The following is a 16,889-nucleotide window of genomic DNA, read 5'->3' as shown; positions in this document are numbered from 1 at the left end:
GCCCCACCCGAAACATCCACCGCGCAGCTAACCGCGCTGGGCGGCCTGTTCATCCAGCTGGCGCTGCACCTCACGCCGTTTGTTGGCGATCGAGGCGATGATGACGCCGACCGCGACCACAGCGATCAGGATGGTGCAGGCGGCGTTGATTTCCGGCGTCACGCCGAGACGGACCTGGCTGTAGATCTTCATCGGCAGCGTGGTGGCGCCCGGCCCGGAGGTGAAGCTGGCGATGACCAGATCGTCGAGCGACAGCGTAAAGGCCAGCATCCAGCCGGACACGATCGCCGGCATGATGACCGGCAGCGTGATCTGGAAAAAGGTCTTCGTCGGCGTTGCACCAAGATCCATCGCCGCTTCCTCCAGCGAACGGTCGAAGGAAACCAGGCGCGACTGAACGACGACCGCCACGAAGCACATCGTCAGCGTGATATGGGCGAGCGTCACGGTCAGGAAGCCGCGATCGAGACCGACGGCGACGAAGAGCAGCAGCAGCGACAGGCCGGTGATGACTTCCGGCATGACGAGCGGCGCGAAGACCATGCCGGAAAACAGCACCCTGCCCCTGAACCGGGTGTAACGCGTCAGAGTGAGCGCCGCCAACGTGCCGAGCACGGTCGCCACCGTGGCCGAAATGACGCCGACGCGCGCCGTGACCCAGGTGGCGTCCATCAGGCCCTGATTGTGGAACAGCGACACATACCACTTGGTCGAGAAGCCGCCCCAGACGGTGACGAGCTTGGACTCGTTGAAGGAGAAGACGATGAGCAGCACGATCGGCAGGTACAGGAAGGCAAAGCCCAGCACGATCGAGGTGACGTTGAAGCGGCTCCAGGTGGTGTTCATTTGTCCTGCTCCTGCGCCTTCGCCTGTGCCTGCTGGAAGAGCATGATCGGAACGGTCAGCAGAAGCAGGAGGATGACGGCCACGGCCGAAGACACCGGCCAGTCACGATTGGCGAAGAACTCGTTCCACAAGGTCTTGCCGATCATCAGCGTCTGCGAACCGCCGAGCAGGTCGGGGATGACGAACTCGCCGACGGCCGGGATGAATACCAAAAGGCAACCGGCAATGACGCCCGGCAGGGATAGCGGGAAGGTGATCTTCCAGAAAGCTGATGTCGGCGGGCAGCCGAGATCCTTGGCCGCCTCGATCAGCAAATAATCCATCTTTTCCAAAGACGAATAGAGCGGCAGCACCATGAACGGCAGGTAGGAATAGACGATGCCGATGAAGATCGCCGTGTAGGTGTTGAGGATGACCAGCGGCTGGTTGATGATGTGCAGCGACAAAAGCAGCTGGTTGAGCAGTCCCTCGGGTTTCAGGATGCCGATCCAGGCATAGACCCGGATCAGGAACGACGTCCAGAACGGCAGGATCACCAGCATCAGCAAGGTCGGGCGGATGGTGGCCGGCGCGCGCGCCATGCCGTAGGCGATGGGGTAACCGACCAGCAGCGTGAGCACGGTCGAAATGGCGGCGATGATCAGGCTGGTGACGTAGGCTTTGAAATAGAGCGCATCCTGCGTCAGCCAGACATAGTTGTCGAAGTTGAGATCGCGAAACCCGGCGAAGAAGCCTGACACGCCGTCCTTGAAGCCCAGCACCGGCGTGTAGGGCGGCATGGCGATCGCCGTCTGCGACAGTGAAATCTTGAAGACGATGACGAAGGGGACGAGGAAGAAGAACAGCAGCCAGAGATAGGGGACGATGATGACGAGGCGGTTGACGAAGCCGGCGCCCAGCCGCGCCAGGAACGGCTTGTCGGCGACCGATGGCACGGCGGCGTCGGTGACAGCGATGTTGGACATATCAGCCCCCTACCGCGCCAGCACGACGCCGGCGTCGGGCCGGAAAGACACCCAGGCGCGGTCGTTCCAGGTCAGCGGATCCTCGGTCACGCGCACCGCGTTCAAGGCGCTTGCCCTGATGATCTGCCCGTCGTCCAGCCTGACGTGATAGACGGTCATGTCGCCGAGATAGGCGATGTCGTAGACTTCGCCCTCCAGAGCGTTGACGGCATCTGCCGGCTTCTTCGACGAGACCCTGATCTTCTCCGGCCTGATGGCGAAGACGATGTCGGCATTGGCCTTTGCAGCCGCGCCACCATTCTCGACGACGATCTGGGCTCCGCTTGGGCCGGTGATGCGCGTCGTGTTGGCTGACTGTTCGGCAACCTTGCCCTCGAACATGTTCACGTTGCCGACGAAATGGGCGACGAAGCGCGATGCCGGAGCCTCATAGACTTCCGCCGGTGTCGCAACCTGCATGACTTCGCCCTTGTCCATGATGGCGATGCGATCGGCCATGGTCATCGCCTCTTCCTGGTCGTGGGTGACGACGACGAAGGTGAGGCCGAGTTCCTGCTGCAGGTCCATCAGTTCGAACTGGGTTTCCTCGCGCAGCTTCTTGTCGAGCGCGCCGAGCGGCTCGTCCAGCAGCAGCACCTTCGGGCGCTTGGCGACAGAGCGGGCAAGGGCGACGCGCTGGCGCTGGCCACCGGAGAGCTGGTGCGGCTTGCGCTTGGCGAACTGCTCGAGCTTGACCAGCTTCAGCATGTCGGCGACGCGCTTTTCGATATCGGGCTTGGCCATGCCTTCCTGCTTGAGGCCGAAGGCGATGTTGTTTTCCACCGTCATATGCGGGAACAGGGCATAGGATTGGAACATCATGTTGACCGGCCGGCGATAGGGCGGAATGCCGCGCAAATCCTGGCCGTCGAGCAGGATGCGGCCAGCCGTCGGTTCCTCGAAGCCGGCAAGCATCCTGAGCAGCGTCGACTTTCCACAGCCGGAGGCGCCCAGCAGCGCGAAGAATTCGCGCTCGAATATGGTCAGCGACAGATTGTTGACGGCGGTGAAGTCACCGAACTTCTTGGTGACGTTCTCGAATTGGATGTATGGCTTGGCGTTCGGGTCGTTCCATGGCGCGAAATCCCTGCGGATGCTGCCAAGCGATTTCATATCCCCACTCCGTCTGTCCTGAGTCCCCAAAGAAAATCGACCCCGGCAGTTGGCTGCCGGGGTCGTGTCGGATTGCTTACTGGCCGGTGACGATCTTGGTCCAGCTGCGCGTGATGATGCGCTGGGTCTTGGGATCGTACGGCTGGACAGTGTAGAGCTTCTGCAACGTCGTCGCGTCAGGATAGACCGACGGGTCGTCCAGAAGAGACTTGTCGACGAATTGCTGCGACGCCTTGTTGCCGTTTGCATAGAGCACATAGTTCGACGATTTGGCGATCACTTCCGGCGTCATCATGTAGTTGATGAATTCGAGTGCCTCGGCGGTATGCGGCGCATCGGCCGGAATCGCCATCTGATCGAACCACATCTGGGCACCTTCCTTCGGCACCGAATAGCCGATTTCCACGCCCTGCTTGGCCTCGACCGCGCGGTTGCGTGCCTGGAATACGTCACCCGACCAGCCGACCGCCAGGCAAATGTCGCCATTGGCGAGTGCGTTGATGTATTCGGAAGAATGGAACTTCCTGATGAAGGGCCGCACTTTCATCAGCGCGTCCTCGGCCTTGGCGATGTCGTCGGGCGAGGTGCTGTTCGGGTCCAGACCGAGATATTTCAGCGCCGCTGGAATGATGTCGGCTGGTGAATCCAGCACATAGACGCCGCAGTCCTTCAACTTGGCGAGGCTGTCCGGATTGAAGAACGTATCCCAGCTGTCGATCTTGTCGGTGCCGAGTGCCGCCTGCACTTTCTTGATGTTGTAGCCGATGCCGACGGTGCCCCACATGTAATTGACCGAGTATTCGTTGCCGGGGTCATATTTGGCTGTGCGCTCCGAAACCGTGTCCCACATGTTGGAGATGTTCGGCAGCTTCGACTTGTCGAGCTTCTGGAACACACCGGCCTGGATCTGGCGAGCCAGGAAATTGCCGCTCGGCACGACGACGTCGTAGCCGCTGCCGCCAGCGAGCAGCTTGGTTTCCAGGATCTCGTTGGAATCGAAGGTGTCGTAAACCACCTTGATGCCGGTCTTCTTGGTGAAGTCGTCGATGATCGAACTGTCGATGTAGTCCGACCAGTTGAAGACGTTGACGACGCGGTCCGCGGCGTGACCGCCGGCGGTGAAGAGGGTCAGAAATACCGAGGTCGCCGAAAGCCAGAGCGCTTTGCGGATCATGCTATTCTCCTTTGGTGAGTGTTCCGTCGCCGGCTCGTCGCGGCATGCGCGCGGCCGGGCATTTTCGTCAGGGTATTGAGCTTTCCAGGGGACAACAAGCACCAATCGGCGCGCCGCCTGCGGCCGTCCGGCTGTCCTGGACTGGAAGGAATTACGGCGCCGTCAGAAGCTTTCGCCGCCGCGCGGACAGAAATACAGGAATGTGGTCCGGTCTCGATCGGGCCGCCGGGGAGACTTGGCAAGATACGCCTGTCTTGTTGTTGCCGTATTCCCAGCCTGCCCGGGCGGCAGCGACGTTGTCAATGGCAAAGCTTCGGGCCGGCATCAATTAGGCGACGGCACCCCGGTGACGCCTGCCCGCTGCGGCCGTGCCTGGCGCTTGAACTCTAGCCCGATATGGACAAGCAGCGCCGTGACCACCACCGCGCCGCCGACGATGGTGCGCCCGGACGGTACCTCGGAATGGATGAGCCAGACCCATATCGGTCCGAGAATCGGCTCGAACGTGCCGAGCAGCGCCGCGATGGCCGCCGGGACCAGGCGCGCGCCGGTGGCGAAGAAAGCGAGGCCAATGCCGAGATTGACGACGCCGAAGGCGAAGAGGAAGCCCATGTCGCTGGCCGACACCGCGAAGGTCGACGCCTGCGACGCCGCCAAGCCGGCAGCCAGGATCGTGCCGAGACAGGTCGCAGGCGTCATGCGCACGCTGGAGAACCGCCTTGTGATGACGGTTGCGATCGAGAACATGAATGCGATCAGCAGCGCCAGCCCGTCCCCCATGGGCGAAACGGCGCCATCGAGCGATTCCGACACCATTATGGCAACGCCGGTGATGACGGCGGCGATCGCCACCCAGGTCACCACAGTCACCCGCTCGCGAAACAGCACCCAGGCAAACAGCGCCGCCAGAAGCGGCACGCCAGCCTGCATCAAGAGGATGTTGGCAACAGTCGTGTAGGCGAGTGCCACGACGAAGGATGTCGACGCGATGGCGAAGCAGAACCCCACGGCGAGACCGGGCAGGCCCATGTCGCGAAACGATCTCAGCATGCCGCGCCAGCCGTCACGCCAGGCCATGAAGGAGAGCAGGAAGGCGGCGGCCCAGACGGAGCGCCAGAAGATGACCGTCCAGCTGTCGCCGACGATGATGAAGCGGGCGATGGTGCCGCCGAAACTCCACATCAGCGCCGACAGGAAGACCAAAAGCATGCCGACCCGTTCCTCGCGCGGCGAGGCTGTCGGGTTAACAAGGCCGGGCGATGATGCTGCGTCTGTCATGGGCGCGACTGTCGAGCTTTTGTGGACGGGACGATGCGCAAGGGACGACAAAAAACTGCTCTGTTCGCGTAGCGCAAAGACTTGAGCCGCGGGTGATCCAGACACCGGCGACGATTGTGGCACCTTTGCTGCCGCGTTACTGGAAGTCGAAGGCGCTCAGGCCGGTTACCATCTCGTCGAGGCCGAGCGGACGCGTCACCGGCGGCTCGGCACGCGCCAGGCAGCCGACGCGTTCGCAAAGCCGGCAGGCGGGCCCGACCGGCGTCGCCGCAATGGCACCTGGTCCGGACTTTCCGGCGGACGCCGCGCCGGGCAGTGCCGCGCCATAGACGATGTCGTCGCGAAAGCCGATGTCGCAGCCGAGCAGAATCGCGGTGCGGCGCGGTCGTTCGGAGAACGCGCCCTGCGGCCCTTCCAGCGTGCGGGCGATGCACAGGAACTCGGCGCCGTCGGGCATTTCCACCGCTTCGACGAAGACCTGGCCGGGCTGGGAGAAGGCGACATGCACGGGCAGCTTGGGGCAGCCGCCGCCGAAGCGGCTGTGCGGAAAACCCTGGCTGCCGGCCTTGCGGAAGCGGTTGCCGGCATTGTCGACCTCCAGCATGAAGAAGGGCACCCCCGGGGCACCCGACCGCTGCAGCATGGTCAGCCGGTTCGCCGCCTGCTCGAAGGAGACGCCGAAGCGCGAACGCAGGACATCGATGTCGTAGCGGGCGCGAACGGCGGCGGCGTAGAAGGCCTGATAAGGCATCATCAGCGCATGCGCCGCATAGCGGCCGAGTTCGAAGCGGGCGAGACGACGGGCTTCGTCCGTGCTCAGCTTGAGCGCCTGGATCTCGCCGGCGACCGCGACCGTCATGCGGATCAGGCAGGCTTCCATCGCCACTTCGCGCAGCTGGTCGAACGGCGACAGCCGCTCCGACAGGAACAGCCGCTGCGAGTGGCGATCGTAACGGCGGCGCCAGTTCGGCATGGTGGCAACCGGCAGCACCTTGACGACGATGCCGTATTCGCGCTTCAGCCAGGCTTTCAGCGCGCCGAACAGGTCGTCGCCGGGATCGAGCACTGACGTAAAAGCCTCGGCTTCCTCCTCGAGTGCCGAAAAATGGTTCGGCCGCCGCTCGAAGGTCTCATGTACCTCGTCGATCGGCAGGCGGGCGCCGGAAAGCGCCGTCGCCCGCCCCTCGCGGGCGAGAAGCTCGTTGAGATCGGACAGCCGCTCGGCCTGCTCGCGATAGGCGCGAAACAGCTTTATCACCGCGGCGGACGCATTGGGCGCCGCCTCCGCAAGCTCGATCAGCTCCTGATCTCCAGGCAACTCGCCGACCAGCAGCGGATCGGTGAACACTTCCTTCAGGGCAGCGACAGACCCCCTTGCCTCGCCCTGCAACTCATGCGGATCGACCTTATAGACGGACGCCAGTTTCAGGATCAGCTGCACCGTCAGCGGCCGCTGGTTGCGCTCGATCAGGTTGAGATAGGACGGCGAGATGCCGAGCCCCTCGGCCATCGCCGTCTGGGTCAAGCCCTTGGCGTTGCGGATGCGGCGGATGCGCGGCCCGGCGAAGATCTTCTGGTCAGCCATCGGCTATCCTTGACAGGAATTTACACACTTTTTTGGCAATCACGCTGCCGGTTTCTTTACAATCTTGACAAAGATACAGCGACTCTCTGTCAAACACAACACAAGTTTTCCCTTATATCCCAGCATGTTTGTTGATTTAACTGGCTCATTCCGCGCCGCAATGTAAATTCAGTCACATTCCAGCAAGCCAATGAGTGGCCGCCGGCCATAGCGCAGCAATCCTTCGGAGTATCCCATGACTGATTTTTACAACCTCGTTCCATCGGCGCCGGAAGGCCGTTTCGACGGGATCGAACGTCCCTATTCGCCGGGGGATGTGAAGCGGTTGCGCGGTTCGGTGCAGATCCGCCAGAGTCTCGCCGAAATGGGTGCCAACCGGCTGTGGAAGCTCATCCATGAGGAGGATTTCCTCAACGCGCTCGGCGCCATGTCCGGCAACCAGGCGATGCAGCAGGTGCGCGCCGGGCTGAAGGCGATCTACCTGTCGGGCTGGCAGGTTGCCGCCGACGCCAATACGGCGTCCGCCATGTATCCGGACCAGTCGCTCTATCCGGCCAATGCGGCGCCCGAGCTGGTCAAGCGCATCAACCGCACACTGCAGCGCGCCGACCAGATCGAGACCTCAGAGGGCAACGGGCTTTCGGTCGAGACCTGGTTCGCGCCTATTGTCGCCGATGCGGAAGCCGGCTTCGGCGGACCGCTCAACGCCTTCGAGATCATGAAGGCATTCATCGAGGCGGGCGCCGCCGGCGTGCACTACGAGGACCAGCTGGCGTCGGAAAAGAAGTGCGGCCATCTCGGCGGCAAGGTGCTGATCCCGACCGCGGCGCACATCCGCAACCTCAACGCCGCGCGCCTGGCGGCGGACGTGATGGGCACACCGACGCTGGTTGTCGCTCGCACCGATGCGGAAGCGGCCAAGCTGCTCACCTCCGACATCGACGAACGCGACCAGCCTTTTGTCGACTATGGCGCCGGGCGCACGGTTGAAAGTTTCTATCATGTGCGCAATGGCATCGAGCCCTGCATCGCCCGCGCCGTCGCCTACGCGCCTCACGCGGACCTGATCTGGTGCGAGACGTCCAAGCCGGATCTGGCGCAGGCCAGGAAATTCGCCGAGGGCGTGCGCAAGCACCACCCGGACAAGCTGCTCGCCTATAATTGCTCGCCGTCGTTCAACTGGAAGAAGAACCTCGACGACGCGACGATCGCCAAGTTCCAGAAGGAACTCGGCGCCATGGGCTACAAATTCCAGTTCATCACGCTCGCCGGCTTCCACCAGCTCAACTACGGCATGTTCGAATTGGCACGCGGCTACAAGGCGCGGCAGATGGCTGCCTATTCCGAGTTGCAGGAAGCCGAGTTCGCCGCGGAAGCCAACGGCTACACCGCGACCAAGCACCAGCGCGAGGTCGGCACCGGCTATTTCGACGCCGTGTCGATGGCGATCACCGGCGGCCAGTCGTCGACCACCGCCATGCATGAATCGACCGAGCACGCGCAGTTCAAGCCGGCTGCGGAATAAATCCACGAAAAGACGACCAACAGAGGAAACGCCCGACAGGGCTTCGGACACAGGAGAAGACCAATGGCATCGATAAGCCGCGTCAAGGAACGGGCGGAAGAGCAGTCCACCACGATGAGCGTCGACCAGCAGGCGACGATCCGCATGCTGGCCAATGACCTGCACAGGCTGAACCAGTCGGTGATGAAGGCGGTCGAGGCAGGTGTCTCGGTGGAGCTCGTGCGTTCGGCCAGGCACCATGGCGGCGACGGCAATTGGGGCGATCTGCTGATCCCGGTGATCGTCACGCAGCAGAGCCATGGCTGACCGGGCTGACCGGAAATCGTTGCAACCGGCCCTTCACCTGCGCAGCATATGCGCAGGTGAATTTTATTTTCATGCGACCAAGCAGTGGACAGGGCAGTACAGTACTGTTGCTTGACTCCACTGTCGTACGAGGTGCTCTCGGGAGCCTTTTATTTCAACTTGACACGGGGGCGATCTCACGCCAATTGTCGCTCGGATTTCAACTCTGCATTGAAACGGGAGCGAGCTTCTTGGCCGACTTGGGTGCCCTGTGAATCGTGAGGGCGAGACCGGAAGACATCTGAATCCGGGGACCCGAGGTTCAAGCAGCGAGACGATCCACGATCCCTCGAAGGTGCTGGTCGTCGGAAAATCGCCGATCAATCGCGTGGTGGTGTCGAAGATTGTCGAGCGCTCCGGGCTCCGACCAATCTCGGAATCACCCGACATGGCGGCGCGGACCTTGCTCTTGCTGGTCCCCGGCGCGATCGTGCTGGACGGCGGCCCCGACAACAAGGACTGCGACAATCTGATGTCCGGCATCGAAACGTTGCGGCGCGCTTCGGGGAAATCGTTCCCTCCCGTGATCCTGCTTTCGACCAAGAATGGCACCGCGGAAAGCCTGGGCTTGTCGAATATCATCGATGCGATTGTGACCAAGCCGATCACACCTGAACGGCTGCAACCGGTGATCGATCGCCTGGTAAGCCGCTAAAGCAAGTCGGGGAAGCGGTTTTCAGTCCGGAACCGCGCGGGACCTAGCGGGTGGAAGCAGCGATCAACCTCGTTTCGTGATGCCCTGAACAAGTTCGGGCAATTGCCCGAGATCGGATATCTGCAGGAACCGCGGCTCGGCGACCGGCGCCTCGACATGGTCGAGCACCCAGGTCAGTTCGTGCGGCACATGCACGCCCCAACCGCCGGCCTTGATGGCCGGCACCACATCCGACTTCAATGAATTGCCGACCATCATGCTCTTTGCGGGACCGTCACCATGGCGGCTGAAGAGGCGCGCATAGGTCGCGGCATTCTTGTCGCTGACGATCTCGACCGCGTCGAACAGGTCGCCGAGGCCCGATCCGGCCAGCTTGCGCTCCTGGTCGAAGAGGTCACCCTTGGTGATCAGCACCAGGCGGTAGGCGCCGGCGAGTTTCTCCACCGTCTCACGCGCGTGCGGCAAGGGTTCGATCGGATGGCTCAGCATTTCGCGGCCGGCATCGAGAATCTCCGCTATGACCGAAGCCGGTACCCGCCCGTCGGTGACCTCGATCGCCGTTTCGATCATCGACAGCGTAAATCCCTTGATGCCGAAACCATAAACGGCAAGGTTGCGCCGTTCGGCCTCCAGCAGTCGCGCCGAGATCTGTTTCTCCTCGGCATGATCGGCAAGCATGGCGGCGAAGCGTTTTTCGGTCATGCGGAAGAACTGCTCGTTCTGCCAAAGCGTATCGTCGGCGTCGAAGCCTATCGTCGTCACTTCGCTACCGGTTCGCATCGCCGACTTCTTGTGTGCAGAACGCCCCCAACGTAAGCCGACCCGCGGGCAATTTTCAACCACGAAGGCAGATGCCGGCAGCGGCTCCCCTTCCCTTCGGTAGCCGGGCACGGCTATACTCCGAAATCCGCAACTCCATCTGGTGAATGATGCCGCCTGCAAAAAAGGAAGTCCGTCCGTCGAGCCGCGGAGGACGGGCGCGCACGCCTGCTTTCGTGAAAAACCTGCGCGGCGTGAAGAACTGGAAGGAAGTCAGCGAATGGCTGGAATGGCGCGGCATCGAGGATATCGAATGCATCACGCCTGATCAGGCCGGCGTCGCGCGCGGCAAGATGATGCCGTCGAAGAAATTCACCTCCAACACCTCGCTGGCGCTGCCTTCTGCCGTCTTCATGACGACGATTTCCGGTGGCTATCCCGAGGACGGCAACGGCTTCCACTATCCCGAGGACGACGGCGACCTCAAGCTGATGCCGGACCTGTCGACGCTGACTGTGGTGCCCTGGGAGGAAGACCCGACGGCCGCCGTGATCTGCGACCTCGTCCATCAGGACGGCCGTTCGGTCGAATTCACGCCGCGCAATGTCTTGAAGCGCGTGCTTGCAGCCTATGACCGACTGGGGCTGAAGCCGGTGGTGGCGCCCGAGATCGAATTCTACCTGGTGCGCAAGAATCCGGATCCGGACTATCCGCTGACCCCGCCGGTCGGCCGCTCGGGCCGCGCGATCGGCGGCGGCGCCGGCTATTCGATCGCCGGCGTCAACGAGTTCGATGAACTGATCGACGACATCTACCATTTCTCCGAAAGCCAGGGCCTGGAGATCGACACGCTCATCCATGAAGAGGGCGCCGGCCAGCTCGAGATCAATCTGCGCCACGGCGACCCGATCGAGCTTGCCGACCAGGTGTTCATGTTCAAGCGCACGATCCGCGAGGCGGCGCTGAAACACGAAATCTATGCCACCTTCATGGCCAAGCCTATCCAGGGCCAGCCGGGTTCGGCCATGCATATCCACCAGTCGATCATCGACAAGAAGACGGGCAAGAACATCTTTTCGGCCGAGGACGGCTCGGAAACCGAGGACTTCTTCCACTTTATCGGCGGCATGCAGAAGCATGTGCCGAACGCGCTGGTGATGTTCGCGCCCTATGTCAATTCCTACCGCCGGCTGACACAGGCGGCCTCGGCCCCGGTCAACAACAAATGGGGCTATGACAACCGCACCACGGCGTTCCGCGTGCCGCGTTCCGATCCGGCGGCGCGGCGTGTCGAAAACCGCATCCCGTCCTCCGACGCCAACCCCTATCTGGCGCTGGCGGCCTCGCTTGCCTGCGGGCTGATCGGCATCACCAGGAAGATCAAGGCCGAGCCTCCGGTGCTGACGACCGCCAATGCGCACGAGATCGACCTGCCGCGCAGCCTGCTTGAAGCCGTCGACCTGTTTGAGGGCGACGAAGAACTCTGCGCGCTGCTGGGCAAATCCTTCGCCGCGACCTATGCGGCGATCAAGCGGGCCGAATTCGAGACCTTCATGGAAGTGATCAGCCCGTGGGAGCGGGAGTATCTGTTGCTGAATGTGTGAGGAAGCAAATAGCGAATAGCGAGTAGCGAGTAGCGAATAGGGAGGAACCGGTATTATTTCTATTCGCTATTCGCTATTCGCTATTCGCTATTCGCTCTTCTGCCCCTTCCATATCCCTGAGTCTTCGCCGTACCATGCCTTACCAATCCCCCATTTCCCCCGGCCGCTCCTGGTATGAAGACACGGCCGGCTCTCGGCCTGAGTATCCTGTGCTCGATGGCGACCGGAGCTGCGATGTTGTCATCGTCGGCGGCGGGTTCACCGGCCTGTCGGCGGCAACGCATCTCGCCAAGGCGGGAACCAATGTCGTCTTGATCGATGCCTACCGTTTCGGCGATGGCGCGTCCGGGCGCAATGGCGGCCAGCTCGGTACCGGCCAGCGTGCCTGGGCCGAGGATATGGAGGCGGAATACGGATTGTCGCGAGCCAAGGCGCTGTTCGATCTCGCCGAGGAGGCGAAGGCGCATCTCATCGAATTCGCCGCCACCAACCAGATCGATATCGACTACATGCCGGGCCAGCTCTCGGTGGCGCACAAGCAGCGTTACGTCGACGACTACAAGGCGCATGCCGAGATCATGGCCGGCCGTTTTTCCTACCCGCATATTTCCTTCATGGATGCGAAGGAAACGGCGCAGCGGCTGGGCTCGACCGCCTATTTCGGCGGCACCCGCGACACCGGTACCGGCCACATCCATCCGATGAAGCTGGTGATCGGCACGGCGCGGGTGGCGGCACAGGCCGGCGCGCAGCTGTTCGAGGGGACGCCATCGACCGGCATTATTTCCGCCGGCGGCAAGGTCAAGGTTTCCACGCCAAGTGGCACCGTGACGGCCCAAAAGTGCCTGATCGCGGTCAACGCCTATGGCGGAACGCTCGAACCGGTGAGTGCGGCGCACATCATGCCGATCGGTTCGTTCATCGGCGCCACCGTGCCGCTCGGCGCGGGATCTACGGTGCTGCCGGGCGGCGAGTCGGTCGATGATTCCCGCTTCGTCGTGCGCTATTTCCGCAAGTCGAGGGATGGCCGGCTGCTGTTCGGCGGACGCGAGGTCTATGGCGTCAACGATCCCAAGGACATCCACATTCATATCCGCCGCCAGATCGCGGAACTCTTTCCGGCGCTGGGCGACGTCGAGATCACGCACGGCTGGGGCGGCTACGTCGGCATCACAGTGCCGAGAAAGCCATTCGTGCGCGAAGTGATGCCGAATGTGATCTCGGCCGGCGGCTATTCCGGCCATGGCGTCATGCTGTCGAACTTCTTCGGCAAGCTCTATGCCGAAACCGTCGCCGGCAATCGCGACCGGTTGAAGCTGATCGAGGACCTGAAAATTCCGCCATTTCCCGGCGGTCGCCGCTTCCGTACACCGCTGCTATTCCTGGCGCTTAACTGGTTCGCGTTGCGGGACAGGATCTGAAGCGCGACGCGCTTCAGATCCTTTATTCATGTCGTTATCCCAAAACCGAGGTCACCTGTGGGCGACATGCATTGGGCCGTATCAGGCCAGCCCGCGATGCCACCGCCATCACGGTCTCATGTAATATTGTAATATTCATTGTAACATTTGTTGCCCGGGCGACACATTGCGCAATTGCCGGCAAAGGCGCAGAATCTTTTATAAAGGCGCACTGATGCCACAATCGCGGGCGAAAGGTGCCTCTTCTGGGTGATTGTTCGGGGGTTGCTGCGGGCGCCTGCCCGTGTTGATTTTGGGACCGATGCCGATCAAATGCCGAACTTGCGGCACGATCGAAAGAACCTCGGCCCGCTTATGGAGGTGGCGAGATTGAGAGAGCCCTTCAGTTTCGGTGCTCCGGAACGTCGGCGCTTTGCCATGCAGTTCGGCTATGACATGCGCCCGTCCTTCTGGCAGGAAGTCCGTTCGAATTCACATTTGGTGATTGCCGCGGTCGGCACTGCCGCGTTGCTTGGCGTGGCCGCGGTGGCGCTCTGGCTGGCATTGCCGGCCAGCGAGAGGCAAGCCGCTGCCAGCCAGGAGCAGAGCATTCCAAGCATTCCGGTGAAGACGACCAAGATCGTCCCGGCCGGGACCACGGTAGCCGCGGCGACAACAGTGCCGCAGGCGGAGCGCAAGGCCAATGAGGCCTCTTCGGCCAAGGCTGTCGCCCAGGCCGCCATTCCCGCACTCGCTGCCAACGATCCTCGCTGGACCGGCTCGCAGACAAAAGCCGCACCGGCTCCCGCTTCAGCCGACCAAGGGACAAGCAAGGCCGAGAAGGCGCCGGACAAGCCGGCCACCACGGCGGCGTTCGCGCAACCGGCGGCCGATAGCGATGCCGCCGCCGAACTTGCCAAAGTTGCCGCGCCGCCCGCGGCGGCAACTGGCAGCAATCCCGATGGCGCGCAAACCGCGGCGATCCCGGAGGTAAAACCGCAGGCACCTAACCAACAAGACGACAACGGCCAAGCCGAGGCAAAGCCACGGAAAGTCGCGGCCGCTGGCACTGGACGCATCCTGAGAGCCGTGACCATGCGCAGCGGTCCGAAGAAGCATGCCGCCGCTATCGTCACGGTGCCAGCCAAGACGTCGGTGCAGGTGATGAGCTGCAAGCAATGGTGCCAGATCGTCTACAACGGCAAGACCGGCTGGGTGTATAAAAGTTATATCAAGACCGGCGCGTAACTTGCCTGCGCGTCTGGCACCGGCCTCGCTTTCGAGACCCTACGACGATCTGCCACCGAACAGGCCGCGGAATTGCCGCCACACCTTGGCGCGCCTGCGTTGCCTGACATAGGCGCGATGCTGCTCGTAAGGCAATTCATATAGACCGCAGGTGTGGCAGCCCTCCGACTTGCCGCAGATATGGATCCAGCATTTGACGTCATGCGTCCAAGCAAGCGCGATGCGTTCGAGGTGAAGGTTGGATGAGCTTTTAACGAGGATCAGTTCGCCGGGCACCGCTGTTCGCTTGATATGGTCGGAGACTTCCTTCGCCGTCCGAAGCTCGACAAACCGGCCGCTGTCGCGATCGGTCTGACTGGCACGCGAGCGATGTGCGTTGTCTCCCGTATAGATCACCTGATCGACGATCCCCCGCGCGGTTTGATAGGCAAAGGCATATTTCTTGGTCGAGCCGGCGTAATCCGAAATCTGGCCGAGCACGATGCGCTTGCGACTGGAAGTGGCCTTGGCCATCATGTCCAGGGCAAGATTGATCGAGTGCCAGGGTGCCTTAGCGGCATCGAGGATGAATTGCGGGCCGCCTTCGGTGACCAGCACGGCACAGCGATTTACGACCGGCTGGAACGTTGCCACGTGGGCGGCAACCTTGTCCGGGGGGACACCGAGTTCAAGCGCTGTCGCAACGGCGGCAACGGTCGGCAGCCAGAAATGTTCGGCTGGAAAAGGCGTCTCGAGTTGCAGCAGCCCTCCCCGCCAATGGATTGAAAACGTCAGCCGATCTGGATAGGCGGCGCGGATGTCGGTCACACGATAGTCGGCCGTCTCAGCCATGCCGAAGGTGACGACGCGGCATCCGGCGCCGGCAGCCATGTCGGCAACATAAGGATCGTCGGCATTGAGGACAGCAAGGCCGTCGGGCCGTAACGCCGAGACCATCGCACGTTTTTCGACGGCGACGTTTTCGAGCGTCCTGAACCTGGCAACGTGCTCCAGACGAACCATGGTGACGACGGCCACATGCGGCTGCAGCATTTCCGCCATTGGCCTGATCGTGTCGATGCCGGACGCGCCTGCTTCGAAAACAACATAGTCGACCTCGCCCGCTTGCGTCATGCGTTTGTAGAGCGTGCTGACCAGCGAGTTGAAGGTGTTGGCCAGCACGCGCGCATAGGTCGGCCGATGGGCGGCCAATATGTGCCCAAGCAGCGCCGTCACGGTCGATTTTCCCGAACTGCCGGTGACGCCGATGAAGGTCGCCTTGCTTTTCGCCCGGGCACGTCTGGCCCTGGAGGCGCTTACGCGCCACCGTAGGTTTTCGAGAACTTTCCGCAATTTCGACTTCATCGCACCAGCGGCCCCCGGCGCCCCTGGAAGAACTCCAGGCCCGTAATCTCAAGTCAAGTCGAAGCCCGAGGCACGGTCAAGCCGGCGATTGCGCCTGACATGGTGCTTCAGATGCAGCGCCCGCCATCGACCTCCAGCGCCACTCCGGTGATGAAGGCGGCTTCGTCCGAAGCCAGCCATAGCGCCGCATTGGCAATATCGAGCGGCGTCGACAGCCGGCCGAGCGGGATAGAGGCGCGGAATTTCTCGCGGATCTCGGGCGTGTCGGCGCCCATGAATTTCTCCAGCATGCCGGTCTCGCCGGCGACCGGGCACAGGCAATTGACGCGAATGTTCTTGGGCGCCAGTTCCACCGCCATCGACTTGGTGGCGGTGATCGCCCAGCCTTTCGATGCATTGTACCAGGTGAGACCTGGCCGTGGCCGCAGGCCGGCGGTGGAGGCCGTGGTCAGGATCACCCCGCCGCCTTGCCTCTCCATGATCGGCACGACGGCAAGGGCCGCATGGTAGATGGCCTTCATGTTGACTGCCGTGATCAGGTCGAAGGTCGCCTCGTCGACCTTGAGCAAATCGCCATTGCGGTGCGTGAAGCCGGCATTGTTGACCATGATGTCGATGCGGCCGAAAGCGCTTTTGGCGGCATAGATCATCTCGTCGAATTCGGAACGCAGGGAAACGTCGGTCTGCGTCCAGATCGCCATCCTGCCGATTTCGCCGGCGACACGTTCCGCGCCCTTGGCGTTGAGATCGGCAACGACGACCCTGGCGCCTTCTTCGGCGAAGCGCCTTGCAATGCCTTCGCCAAAGCCCGATGCCGCACCGGTGATGACGGCAACCTTGTTCTCCAGACGCATGCTTTTCCCGCTCCTTGAGTTAAACCCGCCCCTTGCACGGAAGCGCTGCCCGCCGCCGAGGCCTACACGCCGACGGATACGGCGCAGATTTCTCCCTTAGCTTTCGTCACATTCACGCTCTATGCTGCAACTGCGAAGCGTCCGGAGTCTTCGAT

Annotated in this window: 15 protein-coding genes; 6 read left to right on the top strand and 9 right to left on the bottom strand. The window is 62.3% G+C overall.

Going from position 1 to position 16,889, the window contains the following annotated elements:
• Positions 1–27: 27 nt before the first annotated feature.
• The 6 genes from FJ978_RS13990 to FJ978_RS13965 all read right to left on the bottom strand — a co-directional run bounded on the left by FJ978_RS13990 (position 28) and on the right by FJ978_RS13965 (position 7,000).
• Complete coding sequence (locus FJ978_RS13990) at positions 28–846, bottom strand: ABC transporter permease subunit (protein ID WP_140572565.1); 819 nt, start codon at positions 844–846, stop codon at positions 28–30.
• Complete coding sequence (locus FJ978_RS13985; protein WP_140572564.1) at positions 843–1,811, bottom strand: ABC transporter permease subunit; 969 nt, start codon at positions 1,809–1,811, stop codon at positions 843–845. The genes FJ978_RS13990 and FJ978_RS13985 overlap by 4 nt, the downstream gene beginning before the upstream one ends.
• A 9-nt stretch (positions 1,812–1,820) precedes the next feature.
• Positions 1,821–2,963 carry an ABC transporter ATP-binding protein gene (locus FJ978_RS13980; protein ID WP_013893736.1) on the bottom strand — a complete coding sequence of 381 codons (1,143 nt, stop codon included), beginning with the start codon at positions 2,961–2,963 and terminating at the stop codon, positions 1,821–1,823.
• 76 nt (positions 2,964–3,039) lie between these two features.
• Positions 3,040–4,137 carry a polyamine ABC transporter substrate-binding protein gene (locus FJ978_RS13975; RefSeq protein WP_140572563.1) on the bottom strand — a complete coding sequence of 366 codons (1,098 nt, stop codon included), beginning with the start codon at positions 4,135–4,137 and terminating at the stop codon, positions 3,040–3,042.
• Between the two features lie 324 nt (positions 4,138–4,461).
• Positions 4,462–5,415: a DMT family transporter gene (locus FJ978_RS13970; protein ID WP_140572562.1), complete on the bottom strand. Its 954-nt coding sequence runs from the start codon at positions 5,413–5,415 to the stop codon at positions 4,462–4,464.
• 136 nt (positions 5,416–5,551) lie between these two features.
• A complete protein-coding gene (locus FJ978_RS13965) occupies positions 5,552–7,000 on the bottom strand; it encodes an XRE family transcriptional regulator (protein ID WP_140572561.1) in 1,449 nt (482 codons plus the stop codon).
• Between the two features lie 235 nt (positions 7,001–7,235).
• Between FJ978_RS13965 and aceA the strand changes: the two genes are divergently transcribed.
• The 3 genes from aceA (at position 7,236) to FJ978_RS13950 (ending at position 9,525) form a co-directional block, all read left to right on the top strand.
• The gene (gene aceA, locus FJ978_RS13960) at positions 7,236–8,525 is read left to right on the top strand and encodes an isocitrate lyase (RefSeq protein WP_140572560.1); all 1,290 of its coding nucleotides are present in this window, start codon (positions 7,236–7,238) and stop codon (positions 8,523–8,525) included.
• A 63-nt stretch (positions 8,526–8,588) separates the two neighbouring features.
• Positions 8,589–8,831, top strand: a complete 243-nt coding sequence (locus FJ978_RS13955) for a hypothetical protein (RefSeq protein ID WP_006202762.1) — start codon at positions 8,589–8,591, stop codon at positions 8,829–8,831.
• A gap of 280 nt (positions 8,832–9,111) precedes the next feature.
• Complete coding sequence (locus FJ978_RS13950; RefSeq protein WP_246678135.1) at positions 9,112–9,525, top strand: response regulator; 414 nt, start codon at positions 9,112–9,114, stop codon at positions 9,523–9,525.
• A gap of 63 nt (positions 9,526–9,588) precedes the next feature.
• On the opposite strand, the gene FJ978_RS13945 is transcribed toward FJ978_RS13950, so the two are convergent.
• Positions 9,589–10,305: an HAD family hydrolase gene (locus tag FJ978_RS13945; protein ID WP_140572558.1), complete on the bottom strand. Its 717-nt coding sequence runs from the start codon at positions 10,303–10,305 to the stop codon at positions 9,589–9,591.
• A 146-nt stretch (positions 10,306–10,451) separates the two neighbouring features.
• On the opposite strand from FJ978_RS13945, the gene FJ978_RS13940 reads away from it, so the two are divergent.
• The 3 genes from FJ978_RS13940 to FJ978_RS13930 all read left to right on the top strand — a co-directional run bounded on the left by FJ978_RS13940 (position 10,452) and on the right by FJ978_RS13930 (position 14,536).
• On the top strand, positions 10,452–11,888 hold the full coding sequence (locus tag FJ978_RS13940; RefSeq protein WP_041164105.1) for a glutamine synthetase family protein: 1,437 nt from the start codon (positions 10,452–10,454) through the stop codon (positions 11,886–11,888).
• Between the two features lie 134 nt (positions 11,889–12,022).
• Positions 12,023–13,309, top strand: a complete 1,287-nt coding sequence (locus FJ978_RS13935; protein ID WP_140572557.1) for an FAD-binding oxidoreductase — start codon at positions 12,023–12,025, stop codon at positions 13,307–13,309.
• Positions 13,310–13,678: 369 nt separating this feature from the next.
• Positions 13,679–14,536: an SH3 domain-containing protein gene (locus FJ978_RS13930; protein WP_140572556.1), complete on the top strand. Its 858-nt coding sequence runs from the start codon at positions 13,679–13,681 to the stop codon at positions 14,534–14,536.
• 39 nt (positions 14,537–14,575) lie between these two features.
• Here the strand turns inward: FJ978_RS13930 and FJ978_RS13925 are convergent, their stop codons facing one another.
• Both FJ978_RS13925 and FJ978_RS13920 read right to left on the bottom strand, forming a co-directional pair.
• Positions 14,576–15,868: a Mur ligase family protein gene (locus tag FJ978_RS13925; protein WP_246678122.1), complete on the bottom strand. Its 1,293-nt coding sequence runs from the start codon at positions 15,866–15,868 to the stop codon at positions 14,576–14,578.
• A 119-nt stretch (positions 15,869–15,987) separates the two neighbouring features.
• A complete protein-coding gene (locus FJ978_RS13920) occupies positions 15,988–16,734 on the bottom strand; it encodes an SDR family oxidoreductase (protein ID WP_140572554.1) in 747 nt (248 codons plus the stop codon).
• Positions 16,735–16,889 lie beyond the last annotated feature (155 nt).

It is taken from the genome of Mesorhizobium sp. B1-1-7 (assembly GCF_006442705.1).
Taxonomy (GTDB): domain Bacteria; phylum Pseudomonadota; class Alphaproteobacteria; order Rhizobiales; family Rhizobiaceae; genus Mesorhizobium; species Mesorhizobium opportunistum.
Note: the sequence above shows the minus strand (reverse complement) of the source record. Positions and strands in the feature narration are given on the sequence as shown.